This window comes from Clostridium tertium (assembly GCF_017873245.1).
GTDB classification, from domain to species: Bacteria; Bacillota; Clostridia; order Clostridiales; family Clostridiaceae; genus Clostridium; species Clostridium tertium.
In genome coordinates this window covers 95,081-112,482 of sequence record NZ_JAGGJY010000012.1, presented here as the reverse complement: position 1 = coordinate 112,482, position 17,402 = coordinate 95,081, and the positions used below count along the sequence as shown (strand labels likewise).

The 17,402-nt window shown below is 29.7% G+C and carries 19 protein-coding genes; all 19 read left to right on the top strand.

Annotated features, from left to right (window positions below; genetic code table 11):
- The first annotated feature begins 2 nt into the window (after positions 1–2).
- Positions 3–158 carry a Rho termination factor N-terminal domain-containing protein gene (locus J2Z25_RS13445; RefSeq protein ID WP_209740977.1) on the top strand — a complete coding sequence of 52 codons (156 nt, stop codon included), beginning with the start codon at positions 3–5 and terminating at the stop codon, positions 156–158.
- Between the two features lie 29 nt (positions 159–187).
- Positions 188–466, top strand: a complete 279-nt coding sequence (locus J2Z25_RS13440) for a head-tail connector protein (protein WP_209740976.1) — start codon at positions 188–190, stop codon at positions 464–466.
- Positions 463–801: a phage head closure protein gene (locus J2Z25_RS13435; RefSeq protein ID WP_209740975.1), complete on the top strand. Its 339-nt coding sequence runs from the start codon at positions 463–465 to the stop codon at positions 799–801. Before J2Z25_RS13440 ends, J2Z25_RS13435 begins: the two co-directional genes overlap by 4 nt.
- On the top strand, positions 785–1,132 hold the full coding sequence (locus J2Z25_RS13430) for an HK97-gp10 family putative phage morphogenesis protein (RefSeq protein WP_142691654.1): 348 nt from the start codon (positions 785–787) through the stop codon (positions 1,130–1,132). Before J2Z25_RS13435 ends, J2Z25_RS13430 begins: the two co-directional genes overlap by 17 nt.
- Positions 1,133–1,477, top strand: a complete 345-nt coding sequence (gene gp17, locus J2Z25_RS13425) for a tail completion protein gp17 (protein WP_209740974.1) — start codon at positions 1,133–1,135, stop codon at positions 1,475–1,477. It abuts the gene before it with no gap.
- Positions 1,478–1,479: 2 nt separating this feature from the next.
- Positions 1,480–2,349, top strand: a complete 870-nt coding sequence (locus tag J2Z25_RS13420) for a major tail protein (protein ID WP_209740973.1) — start codon at positions 1,480–1,482, stop codon at positions 2,347–2,349.
- Between the two features lie 48 nt (positions 2,350–2,397).
- The gene (locus J2Z25_RS13415; RefSeq protein WP_209740972.1) at positions 2,398–2,754 is read left to right on the top strand and encodes a hypothetical protein; all 357 of its coding nucleotides are present in this window, start codon (positions 2,398–2,400) and stop codon (positions 2,752–2,754) included.
- 56 nt (positions 2,755–2,810) lie between these two features.
- A complete protein-coding gene (locus J2Z25_RS13410; protein ID WP_209740971.1) occupies positions 2,811–2,993 on the top strand; it encodes a hypothetical protein in 183 nt (60 codons plus the stop codon).
- 12 nt (positions 2,994–3,005) lie between these two features.
- Positions 3,006–6,416, top strand: coding sequence for a phage tail tape measure protein (locus J2Z25_RS13405; protein WP_209740970.1), 3,411 nt, complete (start codon positions 3,006–3,008; stop codon positions 6,414–6,416).
- 4 nt (positions 6,417–6,420) lie between these two features.
- Positions 6,421–7,119, top strand: a complete 699-nt coding sequence (locus tag J2Z25_RS13400; RefSeq protein ID WP_209740969.1) for a phage distal tail protein — start codon at positions 6,421–6,423, stop codon at positions 7,117–7,119.
- Positions 7,120–7,161: 42 nt separating this feature from the next.
- On the top strand, positions 7,162–7,422 hold the full coding sequence (locus J2Z25_RS13395) for a hypothetical protein (protein ID WP_209740968.1): 261 nt from the start codon (positions 7,162–7,164) through the stop codon (positions 7,420–7,422).
- The gene (locus J2Z25_RS13390; RefSeq protein ID WP_142691648.1) at positions 7,423–7,806 is read left to right on the top strand and encodes a hypothetical protein; all 384 of its coding nucleotides are present in this window, start codon (positions 7,423–7,425) and stop codon (positions 7,804–7,806) included.
- 33 nt (positions 7,807–7,839) lie between these two features.
- Positions 7,840–11,928 (top strand): phage tail protein, encoded by a 4,089-nt coding sequence (locus J2Z25_RS13385; protein WP_209740967.1) that lies wholly within the window; start codon positions 7,840–7,842, stop codon positions 11,926–11,928.
- A 40-nt stretch (positions 11,929–11,968) separates the two neighbouring features.
- Positions 11,969–12,394, top strand: a complete 426-nt coding sequence (locus tag J2Z25_RS13380) for a phage holin family protein (RefSeq protein WP_209740966.1) — start codon at positions 11,969–11,971, stop codon at positions 12,392–12,394.
- Between the two features lie 51 nt (positions 12,395–12,445).
- Positions 12,446–13,213 (top strand): peptidoglycan recognition protein family protein, encoded by a 768-nt coding sequence (locus J2Z25_RS18825; protein ID WP_280916531.1) that lies wholly within the window; start codon positions 12,446–12,448, stop codon positions 13,211–13,213.
- 127 nt (positions 13,214–13,340) lie between these two features.
- Positions 13,341–14,948: an FG-GAP-like repeat-containing protein gene (locus J2Z25_RS13370; RefSeq protein ID WP_209740965.1), complete on the top strand. Its 1,608-nt coding sequence runs from the start codon at positions 13,341–13,343 to the stop codon at positions 14,946–14,948.
- Positions 14,949–15,176: 228 nt separating this feature from the next.
- On the top strand, positions 15,177–15,665 hold the full coding sequence (locus J2Z25_RS13365; protein WP_209740964.1) for a hypothetical protein: 489 nt from the start codon (positions 15,177–15,179) through the stop codon (positions 15,663–15,665).
- Between the two features lie 119 nt (positions 15,666–15,784).
- Entirely contained in the window at positions 15,785–15,988 is a 204-nt protein-coding gene (locus J2Z25_RS13360; RefSeq protein ID WP_410053772.1) for a helix-turn-helix transcriptional regulator, read from the top strand.
- Positions 15,989–16,082: 94 nt separating this feature from the next.
- Positions 16,083–17,402, top strand: a complete 1,320-nt coding sequence (locus tag J2Z25_RS13355; protein ID WP_209740963.1) for an FtsK/SpoIIIE domain-containing protein — start codon at positions 16,083–16,085, stop codon at positions 17,400–17,402.

Below are 17,402 nucleotides of genomic sequence, written 5' to 3'. Positions count from 1 at the left end.
CAATGACATTATCATTGAATAATGAAGGAGCTGAAACAGATTATAATTCACTTACTGTAGTTGAGTTAAAATCTATTGCAGAAAATAAAGAGATAAAAGTTACTTCAACTATGAAGAAAGCTGATATTATACAAGCTATTTTAGAGAGTGAGATTTAATTCTCATTCTCTTTTTTATGAGGTGAATTATGGAATTAGAAGAATTAAAGTTATTTCTTAGGGTAGATGGTAATGAGGAAGATTCACTAATAAAATCATTACAAGCTTCCGCAGAAGAATATCTAACAGATGCTGGGATAATGAAAAATTATAATAAAGAAAAGTATAAGTTAGCTGTAAAAATATTAGTAAATCATTGGTATGAAAATAGAGCTGTTGAAACTATAGGAAAGAATGTAAGTAAAGTAGCATTCGGATTGGATACTATATTAATTCAACTTAAATATAGTCAAGGTGATGTTATATGAATGTAGGGCAATTAAGGCATAGAATAGAGTTTCAAAGAAAAGAAACTACTTATGATGATGATGGGTTTCCTATAGAGGGTTATGTTACTTTTCAAAAGGCTTGGGCAGATGTTAATGACCTTTATGGTAAAGAATATTGGAGTAGTAAACAAAACATATCGGAGAATATAACAGTTTTTCATACAAGGTACCATAAAAATGTAGATGCAGATTGCTTTATTCTCTTTAAAGGGCAGAGATATGAAATCATTGAAATTGATAATATAAAATATCTAAATAAAGAATTGAAAATAAAGACTAAATTGCAGGTGATTAATAATGGCAATTCAAATTAAAGGTTTTGATGATATTTTTAATGATTTAGATGATATGAATATTTCTGATAAGAAGAAAAGAAAAGCATTAAAAGAAGGTGCTGAAATAGTAAAGCAATCAGTAATAGATAACTCACCAGAAGCAAGTGGCCAAATGAAAAAGAGATGGAAAAGTACCATAAAAAGATTTGATGGAGATTTAGGCTTTGAAATAAAAGGAGATACAGTTCAAGATATAGAGAATGAGTTTGGATCTAGCAAGAATAAAAAACATATAGGATTCTTTAGTAATGCAGTAGATAAGGTATCTGATAAGGCAGTAAATATTATAGCTAAGGAGGTGCTTAAGTAATTGGAAGAATTAATAAGAAAAGCTTTATTTGATGAAAGAATAACGAATTTAGTAGGAAATAAAATATATCTTTTAAAAGCTCCTGATAATACAACAGCACCTTATATTGAATATGAAGTACTGAATGAAGAGGGTTCTTTATACGCAGAAAATGAAGAAATAGAAACTAATTATAGAATACAAATAGATGTATTTACTAAAGGAAGTTATACAGCGATAGTTAAGGCTATTAAAAATTTAATGAAAGAAAATGAATTTATGAAAGAGTTTGGAGGTTCTCGATTTGAGGAAGATTCTAAGCTCTTTCATTATATATTAAGATTTAATTATGAAAGTGAGGAATAAGAATGTCTAAAAAGATTACTACGGGTGTAGAAAAAGCATATTATGCAATTTTAACTACAGAAGAAGAAACACCAACTTATGAAGCTGCTAAATATTTACCAGGACTTAGAGAAATATCTATAACAGCTAATGAAGAACAAGCAACGATATATGCTGAAAATAGGTTATATGATAGCGAAAATTCTTTAGGAGAAATAGAAGTTACTTTAGACTTTGCTTCAATAGGTACAAATGATTATGCTACATTACTAGGCAAAAAGAAAGCAGCTAATGGAGGGATTATTGAGAGTGCATATGACCAACCACCTTATATTGCTTTGATGGTAGAAAAAACATTAAGTGGTGGAGTTAAAGAATATTTAACATTATTTAAAGGGAAATTAAGTATTCCAGAAGATAAAGCAAAGACAAAAGAAGGAAAGACAGAGTATCAAACAGTTTCTTTAAATGGATTATTTATGCCTTTAGAAAATGGTATATGGAAACATACAGTAAAAACAACTGATGAAGGCTTTAATGAAGAAACTCATAAAAAGAATTGGGGTAAAACTGTAGTAATACCTAGTACAGAAGTAATAAATGAGCTTACTGTAACAGGAAATCCAACAGATGGAGCAAGTTCGGTTAATGTTGCTAATAATATAACATTAACTTTCAATAACCCAATTGTAAGTTATACAGTTAGCTTATTAAAAAATGATTTTACTGTAGTTGATTCAACCATAAAAATAGATGGAGCTAATAAAGTAATTACTATAGATCCTAAACAAAATTTAACTGCTTCTACAAAGTATGCAGTAATGGTAACAAATGTAAGAGATATACATGGACAACTATTAGCAGATACAATAATAGATTTTACAACAGCTTAATAAAAGGTAGTCAATACGACTACCTTAATTTATTTGGAGGAATTATTAATGTTAGTAAATGAAATAAAAACTTACAAAATTAATTTAAATAATGAAGAAATAGAGTTGAAATTAGACTTTAATGCACTTATCAAAATGCATAAGGAATACGGAAACGCCTTTCTATTGATTTACTCATATGCTTTTGAAAATGACTTCGAAAAGCTACCAGCTATATTAAGATGCATGTCAAATAAAGAGATATCAGAAGAAGATATAAAAAACAATATGCTTATTAACATAAAAGCAATTGAAACATTAAGTAATATAACTTTAGATTTACTTAATCAAGAGTTAAACGATGTCTCAGAGTTTCAAATAAAGTCAGAAGTAAAAAAAAATCAAAAAGCAGAGGGAAAGAAGTAGAAATTAAAGATTTTAACTTAGATTATTTTTACTATGTAGCAAGACATCAATTAAGTATGTCAGAGGAACAGTTCTTAAATTCTACATTAAGACAAGTTTTAATTTTAGAAGAATTGCATAGTAACTACTTCAAGAACAATTTAAGAGAAGTTGTAGGAGAAGTAATTGATATAATTTCTGGAAATTCAGAAGAAGAAGAGAAAGAAATATATGTAGAAAGCTTTTCAGACCTTTTTTAAGGAGGTGAAAATTTGAGTGAATCTATAAGAAAAGTAAGTACCATATTCACTATAGATGATAACGAACATAATAAAAAGCTTAAAGAGATAAATAGTCAATATAAGCTTACTCAAAGCGAAATTAAGCTTGCAGGAGATAGATTAAATCAGTTTGGGAAAAATACAGATGATTTGAAATATAAGCAAGAAGCTTTAGCAAAGCAAACTGAAACTCTTAAGGATAAAATTAATTTATATAAAGACAGTATAGAAAAGGCTAGTAATAGAGCTGAAGAAAATAATAAAAAACTACAAGAATTGAAAGCTACTAAACAAAATTTACAGAAAGAATATAAAGATGCAGTTAAACTGTATGGAGAAGAATCAGAAGAAGCTAAAAAGTTAAAGGATCAATTAGATAAAGTTAATGCGGAATATACAGAACAAAAAGCTGTAGTAGATAAGAATATTACTAGTGTAAATAACCATAAAGTGAAATTAAATGAAGCTGAATCTCAACTATCTAAAGTTCAAGGAGAATTGAAGAAAACAAATATAGAATTAGATAAGCAAAATTCAAAATGGATTCAAGCAGGAGAAAGTCTTAAGAATGCAGGAGAAAATATATCTAACTTTGGAGAAAAGGCTAGTAAGACAGGTGGGACATTAACTAAAACTGTAACATTACCTATAGTTGCAATGGGAGCGGCTGCAGTAAATGCACAGGTAAAATGGGAGAGTGCATTTGCAGGTGTAAGAAAAACTGTAGATGCAACAGAAGAACAATTTAGTGCATTAAGCGAAGGAATTAGAGGAATGTCTAAGGAAATGCCACAAAGCGCTGTAGAAATAGCAGGAGTTGCAGAAGCCGCAGGACAATTAGGAATAAAGACAGAAAGTATTTTAGGTTTTACGAAAAGTATGGTAATGCTTGGTGATAGCACTAATATGAGCAGTGAAGAAGCAGCAACTTCACTAGCCAGATTAGCAAATGTAACACAAATGCCACAGGATCAGTTTGATAAATTAGGTTCTGTTATAGTTCATTTAGGTAATAATTTAGCTACAACAGAAAGTGAAATTGTTGCTATGGGATTAAGGCTTGCAGGTGCTGGTAAGCAAATAGGAATGACAGAAGCACAAACTTTAGGATTAGCTGGTGCATTTTCTTCTGTTGGTATAGAAGCGGAAATGGGTGGTAGTGCTATATCTAAAGTCATGGTAAAGATGCAAGCAGCTGCAACAATAGGTTCTGAGAAAGCTAAAAAGTTATCTGAATTAACTGGAATGTCTATGAGAGAATTAGAATTAATGGCTTCTAATAATTCAAAAGCATTTAAAGAAGTAGCAGCTTCATTAGGAATGACTACATCAGAAATTAATTCAGTGGTAAAAAGCTCTAAAGAATTAGAGAACTTCGGAAAAATAGCAGGAATGACAGGCGAAGAGTTTAAAAAAGCATTTGAAAAAGATGCAGCAACAGCGCTTATTGCATTTATAAGAGGACTAGGCAACGCTGAAAGTGCTGGTTCTTCTGCAATAGAAATGTTAGAGGAAATGGGAATAAAAGAAGTAAGGCTTAGAGATAGTTTACTTAGAGCTGCTAATGCTGGAACATTATTAGAGGATTCTATTAATATGGGAACTAAGGCATGGGAAGATAACTCAGCGTTAACAAATGAAGCAAATCAAAGATATGCAACAACAGAATCACAAATTGAAATGTTAAAAAATGAAATTGTAGAGATGGCTAGGGATATAGGGGTTCAATTACTACCAACCATCAAAGACGGATTAGTTGTAGTAAAAGATTTAATCCGAAAGTTTAATGAGTTAAGTCCTGCTACTAAAGAAAATATAATTAAATTGGCAACTTTAAGTGCTACTGTAGGACCAGTAGTCGGAAGTGTAGGTAAATTAGCAGAAGGATTTGGAGGAGTATTAAAAGTAGCTGGTAAACTATCAGGTAAATTAGGAGCAGCTAAAATAGCAACCGAAACAGTTGGAACAGCAGCAAAATTAGCTGGTGGAGCTAGTGGAGTTGCAGGTTTAGCAAGTTCATTAGGTGGAGTTGTAGTTGCGGCAGCACCTTACGTTTTAGCAGGAGCAGCAATAGCAGGAGCAGGATATGCAATTTATAAGGGTTTAAGTCAAGAGGTTATTCCAGAGGTTGATTTATTTGCAGATAAAATAGAATATACTGCACAAACAATGAACACAGCAGGAACTTATGCAGCTAATTCAGCACAGGCAACAGTAACAAAAATAAGTGAAGCTACTAAAACTGCAGTAGGAGCATATGTAGAACTAGATGATAGTGCTAAAAATGAAATGCAAAGCCTATACCTTAATTCAACTGTTATATCGGATCAGATTAAAACTGATATGACTACTAAATTTAGCGAAATGAGTACTCAAATTATAGCTGGTTATGAAAAACAAAAAAATGATAGTATAGCTCAATTACAAGAAATGTTTAATACTCAAAATTCTTTAACATCTGAAGAACAAGTTAATATACTTAATAAGACAGCTATGTTTTATGAAGATAGAAAAGCTCAAGCGCAGAACTATGAAAATAGTATAATTGAAATATTAAATATTGCAAGTCAAGAAAAAAGAGATATAACTAATGATGAATTTAAGCAGATTACAGCATTGCAAAATATGATGAGAGAAAATGCAGTAAAAGCATTAAGTGAAAATGAGATTGAAGCACAAATTATTCTTCAAAGAATGAAAGATTACGATACAAGGATAACCGCAGAACAAGCAGGAGAACATATAAGGCAATTAAATGAGAGTAGAGATAAAGCTATAGCGATAGCGAATGATGAATATGAGAAGACATTAGCATTAGTAATTAGAGGGAGAGATGAAACAGGTGCTATAACAGCAGAACAGGCGGATAAAATGATTCAAGATGCTAAAAGGCAAAGAGATGGGATAGTAGATCAAGCTGAAAACACAAGAAAAGAAGCTGTGAATAAAATATTTAGTATGAATAATGAGCTGCAAAAAAATGTTGATAGCTCAACTGGAAAGATAATAGGATTCTGGCAAAGAATGTTTGGTGAATGGAATAGATGGCAACCAGAAACTAAATATGCTAAAACTGTATATTATACAGAAAGAATGACAGGTAATATGGTTGGTAACGCTTTAGGAACTTCTTATTTCCAAGGAGGTCTTACAGCTATTAATGAAAGAGGATATGAAGTAGTTGAATTACCTAGAGGAAGTAAAGTCAAAAATCATTTACAAAGCGAAAACATGATAAAAGACACTGCAATTCAAACTGCTAAATCTGTTATTAATGGACTCCAGGAGATATTAAATACTGATAAACGGGTAATATTAATGATGAATGACAGAGTAGTTGGAGAAGCTGTAATACCTATAGTAAGTAATGGACTAGCTAAGAACACTAAAACAAGGAGGTAATAAATTGTTAATAGATAATATAGCTACAAAAAATTTTGGAGCCTTATTAATGGAGAAGAATATTCAACCTTCATCTATAGATGTGGAAGGGAAATACTTATGGCTTAAGAATTCTTTATTACCTATTTTCTCAAAGCAGAAATTTAACTTTGTATTAGTAGATATAAAGTTATACGTAAAAGGTTTGAATGAAAGTGATGTAAAAAGTAAAGTAGGTTCATTAATAAACAAAAGTAAAGAATGTGTTCTAAATTTTGAAGATGATTTTTACTATAAAAGTTTTCTAATAAATTCAATCATAGAAAATACTTTGAAAAAGGAAACAAGAAAATTAAATCTTAGTTTTGTAGCATATGCCTATAAAGGTGAGAGTATTGAAATTATTAATAGAATAACATCTAAAACTATAAATGTTTCTGGTAATTTAGAAACTCCAGTAATATTAGAAGTAACACCTTCTATAGACTTAATAGACTTAACTATTAATGGATTGGATGAAGAAGCTATAATATTAAAGAATCTAAAAGCTAATAAAAAGCTTATAGTAAATGGAGAAGAAGGAACAGTAACAGTAGATGGTATTAATAAATATGGAGATACTGATATGTGGGGATTCCCAAGATTAAAGCCAGGAGCTAATACTATTACAGTAAGTAAAAACAATGTAGATATAACAATAAAATATAAACCAAGATATATCTAATGTGTTCAAATTGAATACATTTTTTTATTAGGAGGAGTAGGTATGTTTATAAGAAAAAAGACATTATTAAATATGATTGAAGTGTTAAAGGGAGAAGTAGTTAATCTTAAGGAAAGAGTATCAGAATTAGAAACTCTTAATACTAGTAAAAAGATTAATTTTAATATTGATGGTAAAGAAATGGGAACAATTACAGCTGAGAAAATATGTTTAGCTAGTACAGAACCTATAGCAAGTTTTGATAGTAATGGACTTACTATTAAAGGTGAGATAAATATTAATGGATACAAGGAGGAACTATAAATGAGTAAAATCAAAATTAGTAATTTTGAAATGTTAAATGGATTAAATACTTTAGGGACATTAGCAGGATATAAACTACCTGTAAAAATATCTTATGGTATCAAAAAGAATATAGAAATTATTTCAAGAGAAATTAAGATATACGAAGAGGAAAGAGCAGTATTAATTGATAAGTATGGAGAGAAAGACAAAGATGGGAAAGTAAAAATAGAAAATAATAACTTTCTAATTAAAGATGTTGAGAATTTTAATAAAGATATACGAGAATTGCAGAGTATAGAAAATGAAATAGAAACTTATGATATATCTTTAGACCTTCTTTTAAATTCTAATATAGAATTAACTACAGCTGAATTAACAAGTATTGAGTTTTTGCTTAAGTAGCATTCTATAAACTTCTAAGAAAGGAGGGGAAGAATGTTACAACTATATGATAAGAATAAAAACAAATTAAAGGGGTTAACTAAATATAAAGATTATTGCATAGAAAGTGTTCTTAAAACTGGAGATAAGACACTTTCTTTTTTATATCCTTCTAAATTTATAGATGGAATAGTAGAGGAAGGATATATAAGAAATAAGACTGATGAATTTGTTATTAAGGAAATAGTAGACCGCGGTGATTGGACTTCTATTAAAGCACAAATGAATGTGGAGGATCTAGAAGGTAAGGCATGGGAACATTTTAATACTACAGAGCAAACAATAGAGAATTGTCTTAATCTAGCTTGTGCTGGTACAGGATGGACAGTACAGGTTAATAATGTTAGCAAGAAAAGAACTGTAAAGAAAACTAATTGTAGTAGTTGGGATTTGATACAAGAAGCTAAAAAGATTTATAGAGTAGAAATAGAATTTGATACTTTAAATAAGATTATCTATGTTAAGGAAAAGCAAGGGCAAGATAAGGGTGTTTATTTCTCGGATGAAATTAATTTAAAAGCTTTAGATATAGAAAGTAACTCCTATGACTTCTATACAAAAATAATCGCTATAGGCAAAGAAAATATAAAGGTAGAAGTAGAAAACTTTCAATACTCCAATAAAGTAAAAACTTTAATATGGAAAGATGAGAGGTATACAGTTCTAGAAAATTTAAGAGAAGATGCAACAGCAAAGCTACAAGAATTATCTAAACCTAGAAAGTCTTATAGTGCTGATGTAATTGACTTAGCCAATCTAAATTTTAAGTATAAAAATATTTTAGATTACAATCTAGGGGATACTATAACTCTTATATCTAAAGATAAGAAAATAAGGGAAAAACAAAGGATAGTAAAAATTACAGAATATCCAGATGAGCCAGAGCGTAATTCATGTGAGATTGCTAATACTACGTTAGATTTTATTGATATACAAAAAGAATTTCAAGATACAGCAGACACAGTAAATAATATAACGGAAGATAATGGAACTATATCACAAGAAGCTATTAAAGTGGCTGTAAAGAATCTAACAATAGATAAAGCTGATATAAATAGTTTAAATGCAGCAGTAGCAAGAATAGGAACACTTGAAGCAACTAAGGCTAATATAACAGAACTTAATGCGGTAAATGCTAAGATTACTAATTTACAAGCAAATAAAGCTGAAATAACTGATTTAATAGCAGGAAATATAAAATTTGATGTAGCAACAGGTGGAACGTTAGACCTACAAACACTCTTAAGTAAATTTGTAACTGGAGAAAATGGACAGTTTTTAAACCTTACATCTAGCAATGTTGTTATTGCAAATGCGGTAATAAAAGATGCCATGATAGAGAGTGTTAGTTTAAATAAACTTAAGGCAGGAACTATTGATACAAATAAAATTACTTTATCTAGTGCAGATGGTGGATTAAGTATTGTAGGTCCTACTATGCAATTTAAAGATAAATCTAATAAAGTTAGAATTCAAATGGGACAAGACACCCAAGGAAATTTTAACTTTATTTTGCGTGGTGAAGATGGTACTACAACACTTATAGACCATACTGGAATTAAAGAAAAAGCTATTGCAGATAAATTAATTAAATCTAATATGGTAGCAGATAATGCTATAGGAGAACAACAGATTAATTATTCTAGCTTAGTAACTGGATTAAATAAAGATACTAATACTAGCCTAATACAAGCTAGTAAAGTAGCAATAGATCTTACTGGACAAAGTTTAGAGGTAGCTTTTAATAGTCTTAAGAGCAATGTAGATAATATGGAGATAGGGGGAAGGAATCTACAAGGAAATGCTGACTTTAACAAACCTTTAAGTGGTACATGGAGATATGATGCACAATTTATGAGTATAAATGAAGAAATATTGTGTGATGGTTATAAATCTGTAAAAATATTAAGAACAAATGCAACTACAACAAGTACAAGGTATCTTTATACAGGTGGAGGAGTTATTCCAGCAAAATATGGAGAAGAATTTACAATGTCTTTTATGTACTATATTCCAGAGGATGTTGAACAAGAAATAGATGGAACTTTCCAAGCTGGGGTATGGTTCTATAAAGACAGAAATGCTGGTGCTGGAAGTACAAGAAAAAACTTAGAGAATGAGATTGTTAAAGGTAAATGGATTAAAGTTGTAGTTACTGGAAAGGCAAAGGATGTTGACACTAAATCAGTGGCTTTTGTTATTGGATTTGATAAAAATTGTGAAGTATATATTTCTAAACCAAAGCTAGAAAGAGGAAATAAAGTAACAGATTTTACAGTAGCACCAGAAGATACAGATGAAAAAATTGAAGCAAATACAACAGCAATAAGTATAGCACAAGGTAAGATAGAAGGATTAATAAAAGAAAGCTCTATAACTAAAGGTGATGTAACTACATTAAAAGACAACTATACAAGTATTAAAGCTACAGTAGATGGAATTAATACTACAGTAGCAAGTCATACAAGCAGCATAGGAAACCTAACCACAGATTTAAGTGGAGTATCTGGAAAAGTTGCAACAATAGAAAATAAACAAGCTACTTTAGAACAAAACTTAAATGGATTTAAGACTACTGTAAGTAATACTTATAGCACTAAAACAGAACTAAATACTGCAAAGATAGATGCAATAAATAGTGCGAATAACTCTACGGACAATAAATTAAAAAATTATTCTACAACAATAGCTATGAATACAGCAATTACTCAAAGTGCGAATAGCGTAAAAACAGAGGTTTCTAATACTTATTTAAGCAAAGGAGATGCTACTAACACTTATGCTACTAAAGCAAGTATGGAGTTAACAGCAAATCAATTAAAATTCGATTTTAGTAGTAGTGGCGGATACAACTTAATAAAAGATAGTAATTTAATTAATAACGATAAATTTTATTGGTGGCATCCTTATGTAGGAAGTTTTTATTGGCAAAGAAATTCAGGACAAGTTGGAATTTATACAAGAGTAAATGAAGCTACTGCAATATATCAAACTGTTCAAGTAAAACCATATACAACATATACACTTTCAGCAGTATTAACTCCAGAAGTATCTACATCTGGAGCAGTATTAATAATTGAACTTCCCCAAGAAAATGGTAGGGGAATAACATCAAATATAGTAGAAGCTGGAAGTAGTAGAAGAGAAAGTATTACAATAACAACACAATATTCAAATGAAATGAAAGTCGCTGTTAGACATTTAGGTTCTAAAAACAACACTGGTGGATATGTTTGTTGGATAAAAGATTTATTACTAACAGAAGGTAAGTTATTGTTACCTTGGACACCAAATCCGAATGAGGTTTACTCAGGAAACACTATTATAGATGGTTCTGGAGTTAAAATAAGCAATGGAGCATTAACAGTTTTAAATAATTCCGGACAAGTAATGTTACAAGGAGATTCTGCTGGGAATTTAATTTTTGAAGGTAGATTACAACCATATGACCACATTATAAAATTGTTCGGTGAAGAGTGTAGAATAGATGCGGATCAAAATATATTAAGAATTCAAAAAAATAGAGAAACATATATTTCTATAGATAACAGTGAATTAGCCTTTTATACAACAGGAAATAATAAAATGGCAATGGCATTTGAACCAGGAGCAAATACAGCATTAAGAATATGGGGGAACCGAAGTGGGGGAACTCTTAAATTTAGAAGAGATATATACGCAGTAGAAAGTAGAAATAGTTCCGATAATGGTTATGGAAGCTTTATTGCTAGTGCTTTTAATAATGCTTCTAGTAGAGAGTTTAAGACAGATATAACAGAGCCTACCGATATTGACTTTATAAATATACTTAAGAATAATCACATAAAGAAATATAAATTAAAAGCAGATATAGAAAGATTAGAATCATTCCCTACCGCAATAGATAAAGACGGAAAAGGAATGGAAATATATGCAGATGAAAAGTTAGGATTTATATTAGAAGAACTAACAGAAGAAGCTAAATTATTATTAAATCCACGAAACACTCCCGGAATTGATTCCTATAGTATGTGTAGTATGCTTTGGGGAATAGTACAAGAACAGCAAAAAAGAATAGAAGCATTAGAGAGTTTACAAATGTAAGCTCTTTTTTATACAAAAATTAAGAAAGAAGGTAAAAGACATGGAAAATGTATTAAATTATTATATTAAATATGGAGTAGCTATAGTAGGTACATGGCTAACATGGCTATTTGGTACATGGGATACTGCTATAGGAATATTAGTACTTTTTATAGTGTTTGATTATATTACAGGTGTTATTAAAGGTTATATAAATAAAGAGTTATCTAGCGATATAGGGTTGAGAGGAATAGCAAGAAAAGCTGTTATTTTTATTGTTCTAATTGTTGCAGTGGCTTTAGACAGACTTATGAATACTGGCACTTGGATTTTCAGAACATTAGTATGTTATTTCTATATAGCAAATGAAGGTATTAGCTTATTAGAGAATTGTGCAGCTTTAGGGCTTAAAGTTCCAGATAAACTTAAAGAAGCATTAGGACAATTAAAGGATGGAGAGAAAAAAGAAATTAAAGAGCAGGAGTAATCTTACTTCTTTTATTTTATAAAATTTTAAATCTGAAAGGTGGAATTTTAAATGGCGTTAATTAAAAATTTAATACCAGAAAGTCAATACTCAACTAAGTGTCCTTATTCAATGACACCGAAAGGAATCTGTATTCATAATACAGCAAATGATGCTCCAGCTATAAATGAAAGAAATTATATGGCTAGAGCAGATAATCAAAATGAAGTATCATTTCATATAGCAGTAGATGATAATCAAGCTATACAATGTATTCCATTCAATAGAAATGCATGGCATGCAGGAGATGGAGGAAGTGGACAAGGAAATAGAAATTATATAGCATTAGAAATTTGTTATTCAAGATCTGGTGGAGAGAGATTTATAAAAGCAGAGAAAAGAGCAGCTAAAGAAGTAGCAGCATTATTAAAAGAATATGGATGGAATATTAATAATGTAAAAAAACATCAAGATTTTAGTAATAAATATTGTCCTCATAGAACATTAGATATGGGATGGCAAAGATTCTTAAACATGGTTCAAATAGAATTAAATAATTTAAATATTAATCAATATATTAAGGAGGAAATTAAAGTGGATTATATAATTCAATATTCAAATTCAACAGATCAGGCTATAGCGGAGATAATGGCAGATAGATTAAATTGTCCTACTATTAATTGTTTAAGACCATATGCTTTCTATGGACAATATAAAACAGTAATTGCAGTAGGAGAGGCTAAAAATAAAAGTGGATATACTAATGTAGAAATAAAGGGAGCTAATAGAAAAGAAACATTAGATAAAGCTATAGAGTATTGTGAAAAATTAGGAAAGTAGTTATTAATGCTAGTAGGGAGGAGAAATCTTACTTACTAGTCTTTTTTATTTTTACGATAATCATATTATTTACTTATTTTCCATAATATGTTATTATGTAGACATAAAACATTAAGGGGGAATTAAAATGATTAAGAAAAAACTCAAAACATTTTTGACAGTTGCAGTTTTTACATCAATTTTCTCATTAGGTTTTCTACATTCGGAAGAAGTTAAAGCATATAATGCTGGTGGAGATGGAAATGTAAAGTTCAACTCTTGGGATATCAATAATTATAGTAGTACAGCAGATTTATGGACTCAAACAAGAGCCAATTATGATCCGGAAAGAATAAAAGATAGAGTTACTTATGGTGATTATGACGGAAACGGAAAAGATGAAGTTATGGCATTTTACGATTATGGAAATGCTAACACAGGGATTCATCGCTTATATGAAGATGGTGGAAAGTATTATAATGTATCAATTTATGAATCTGGTGTAAATAATTTTAATGCAAGTAGTATAACAAACAAAGTTGTATCAGGAGATTTTAATGGTGATGGTAAAGATGAGATATTAGTGCTTTATGATTACTTTAATAGAACATCCACAATGTTTCAGTTTTCACTAAATAGTGACGGAAAATCTGTTAGTTCAAAAACTGTATGGAATGCTACAGATTTTGTTGGAGATATGGTTAATGCAATGGTAGCTGGAGATTTTAATGGCGATGGTAAAGACGAAGTGTTAATATTCTACGATTATGGAAATAATGTTACTGTTGTTTTTGAATTAACAATGGGGTCAGATGGAAAATTTACAAGTAGGGAAGCTTTTAGAGCAACGCAATTTGCAGGAAGTCAGATTAAAGGAAAAACAGTATCTGGCGATTATGATGGAAATGGTAAAGATGAAGTTGCAATGTTCTATGATTATGGAAACGCTACTACTAGGATATTATCATTAATAAATAACAATGGAGCTTATTCATTATCTGAGACATGGTATTCCAATTCATTTAATGGATCTTTAATAAATGGAAAGGTAGTTTCAACACATAATAGTAGTGGTAAAGATAAAATAATTGCATTGTATGACTATGGGAATAATGTTACTGGTGCATTTACATTTGAATTACAATCAAACAGTAAATTTGCAGCTAAAAAAGAAAAAGAGTTAACTAATTATGAATCAGCTAGAGTAGAAGGAAGACTTGCTGTAGGAAAATTTGATGGACAAACTACAAGATTAACAGCAATGTATGATGGAACTGTAGTAAACCCCGAATCTAACAATAAGCAAAAAGTAGTGAATGAAGCTTTATACTGGGTAGGGAGAATACCATATTATATGGATTCTGTAATATCTACTCAAAAATTAGATAAAAATAATCCACCTCCGTATATGGATTGTGCAGACTTTACTTCATCAGTTTATTATACAGTAATGGGTATAAAAATAGGAACTTGGACAGGCACTCAAAAATATTATGGTAATGCTGTGGATATTAGCGCTGCTAAAGGCGGAAATTACAGTAAATTACTACCGGGAGATTTAATAATCTTTACATGGCCAGGAGGAGATAGCACTAATGGAGATCATGTAGCAATTTATATTGGAAATGGACAAATTGTACATGAATCTGGAGATAATTATAACGGCGGAAATGTAAAAGTAAATTCTCTTAATGAATATTGGTCTGGATATGGAGTTATAAGAAATAACATAATATCTATTAGAAGAGTTATATAATATTTAATAAGTAAAATGAAAAGCGCCTAGATTAAATTCTAGGTGCTTTATTTTAATATTAATCCAATTATTAAGGAACTAAGTACACACATAAGCATTAAATATATACTTAAATCTATTCTTATAAAATCTCTTTTCATATAATCACCTCATTTAAATATTGACATTTTTACCTATTATTATACAATATAAAGTGCAATGAAAAATATGGAATGTGAGGGGTATGTTATGAGAAAAGCGCTAATTACTATTTTATCAGGGATTTTAACTCTATCATTAGTTGGATGTGGCTCAACCAAGAAAGTAGAGAATTCTGAAGGTGGCAAGCCTAATGTTAAAGTTGAAGAGCCGAAAAAAGAGGAAAAGGAACAACCACCAATTACAATAGAAGAAGTTCCTATGAATGTTACTATCTTGGAGCCTGATTCAATAGGAAATAGATATATGGAAGCAACATTCACAAATAATTCTAAGTATGCAATAAAGGGATTTAATGTAACTGTATTACTAAAGGATAAAAATGAGAAAACTTATTTAAGTAATTTTGATACTGTAATGAGTGGAGAAACATCTCCTAAATTTCAAACTTTTGGACCAGATACAGGGAATGCAGATGATTTAGAATATTTAGAATATGAAATAACAGTAGTTGATGAAAGTGGAAAAGAAATTTATTTAACTTATGATGTAAAATTAAAAACTTATAAATGGTATTAATATGATTAAGAGGACTAGAAATTAAGCTAGTCCTTTTTATTTTATATTAATAACTTAATCTAAAATATTAACAATTATTGTAAATTTATTCTTCAAGAATGTATAATATATTTTAGGAGGTGCTTTGGTTGATTAATAATAGGCTTAAAGAGATTAGAATGAAAGAATACATGATGAAACCTCAAGAGTTTGCTAGATATATAGATGTAAATAGTAAAACTTATTATTCGTGGGAACAAGGAATAGTTAATCCTTCCTTACAAACTGCTTTAAATGTAGCTAAAAAATTAAATAAGAAGGTTGAGGATATATGGTACATATAAGTATCATATATTTTTTTTGAAAAATTCTATAAATATAGGAAACTTTCTATTAATACGGCATAGATATATATTAAGTAAGTTTTAGGAGGTATTTATGGAACTAGCAATAGTTGGAGGATTAGCAGCAACAAGTATATATTATAGATTTACTATTAACTATAGAAAGAAAAGAAAAGTAATTAAGGCATGGAATGAGTTAATGGAAGAATTAAAATTATATAGCAAGAAATCTAATTATATTCCTAAAATTATAGAGGTAAACTTTATTAGCAATGGTTACATTTTAACTATTCATATACCAACTGGATTAAGTCTAGGAGAGGTTGAGAAGTATAAGGAAGCTATAGAAAATAAATTTAAAGGAATAGTTACTATAGAAAATATAAAGTTTAGCAGTTTGGTAAAAATAACAATAATAAATAAAGACATAGGAAATTTTAAGTTTGAGCCAGTAAGAGCACTAGATAACCAAATATATTTAGGTAAAAAACTAGATGGAAAAAATTATTTAATAGATATAAATAATAATCCTCATTTACTTATAGCGGGTCAAACAGGCACAGGAAAGACTTATTTACTTGCTAGTATTATTACCAATTTAGAATATAACTCTAGTAAGTATATTGAATTATATTTATGTCAAACAGCTAAACAAGAAATAGGATTTTTAGCTAATCTAAAATCAGTAAAGTTTAATGCTAAAACACTAGGGGAAACAAGTTTTATACTAGATAAGCTAGTAAAAAAAATACAAAATAGGTCGGAGTTATTTACTTCTAATGGAATAAGAAATTTAAGTCATTGGAATAGAAAATTTAAATCTAGAAGGATGAAGCGAATATATTGCGTTATAGAAGAGTTGAGCTGCTATATGCCAGATGAAAGTGATAATGAGGAAGAAAAAACATTGAAAGCTAAATGCTGGAGTAATATTTTAAAGATAGTTAAATTAGGACGATCTAGTGGAATTCATTTTATAGGGATTGTTCAAAGGTCAACAGTTAGTAATTTAGGAGGAAATGGAGATATTAAATCACAAATGACTAGAATAACTTTTAGACAAGCTAGTGCTATAGATAGCCAAAATATTATAGGAAACAATATGGCTATTGAATTAGGAGAGAGAGAAATAATAGCTAATACTACAGATGGATATATACAATGTAAATCCCCTTGGATAGATGAAGATTTTACTATATTAAATAAATACGTAGCCGAGATTATAACAGCTAAAAATACAATAATTGATGGAATAAGCCTAATAAATAAAAAACCTATAGTTGTTAATAATGGAGTGGCTAGAGAACTACCTTTATGTGTACCTAAACTAAAAGAGATAGAAGAAGGGGATGAAGTGGCAACTACTAAGGTTATTAAAAAGAAGGAGAGGAAAGGAGTAATAAGAGAGGATTAA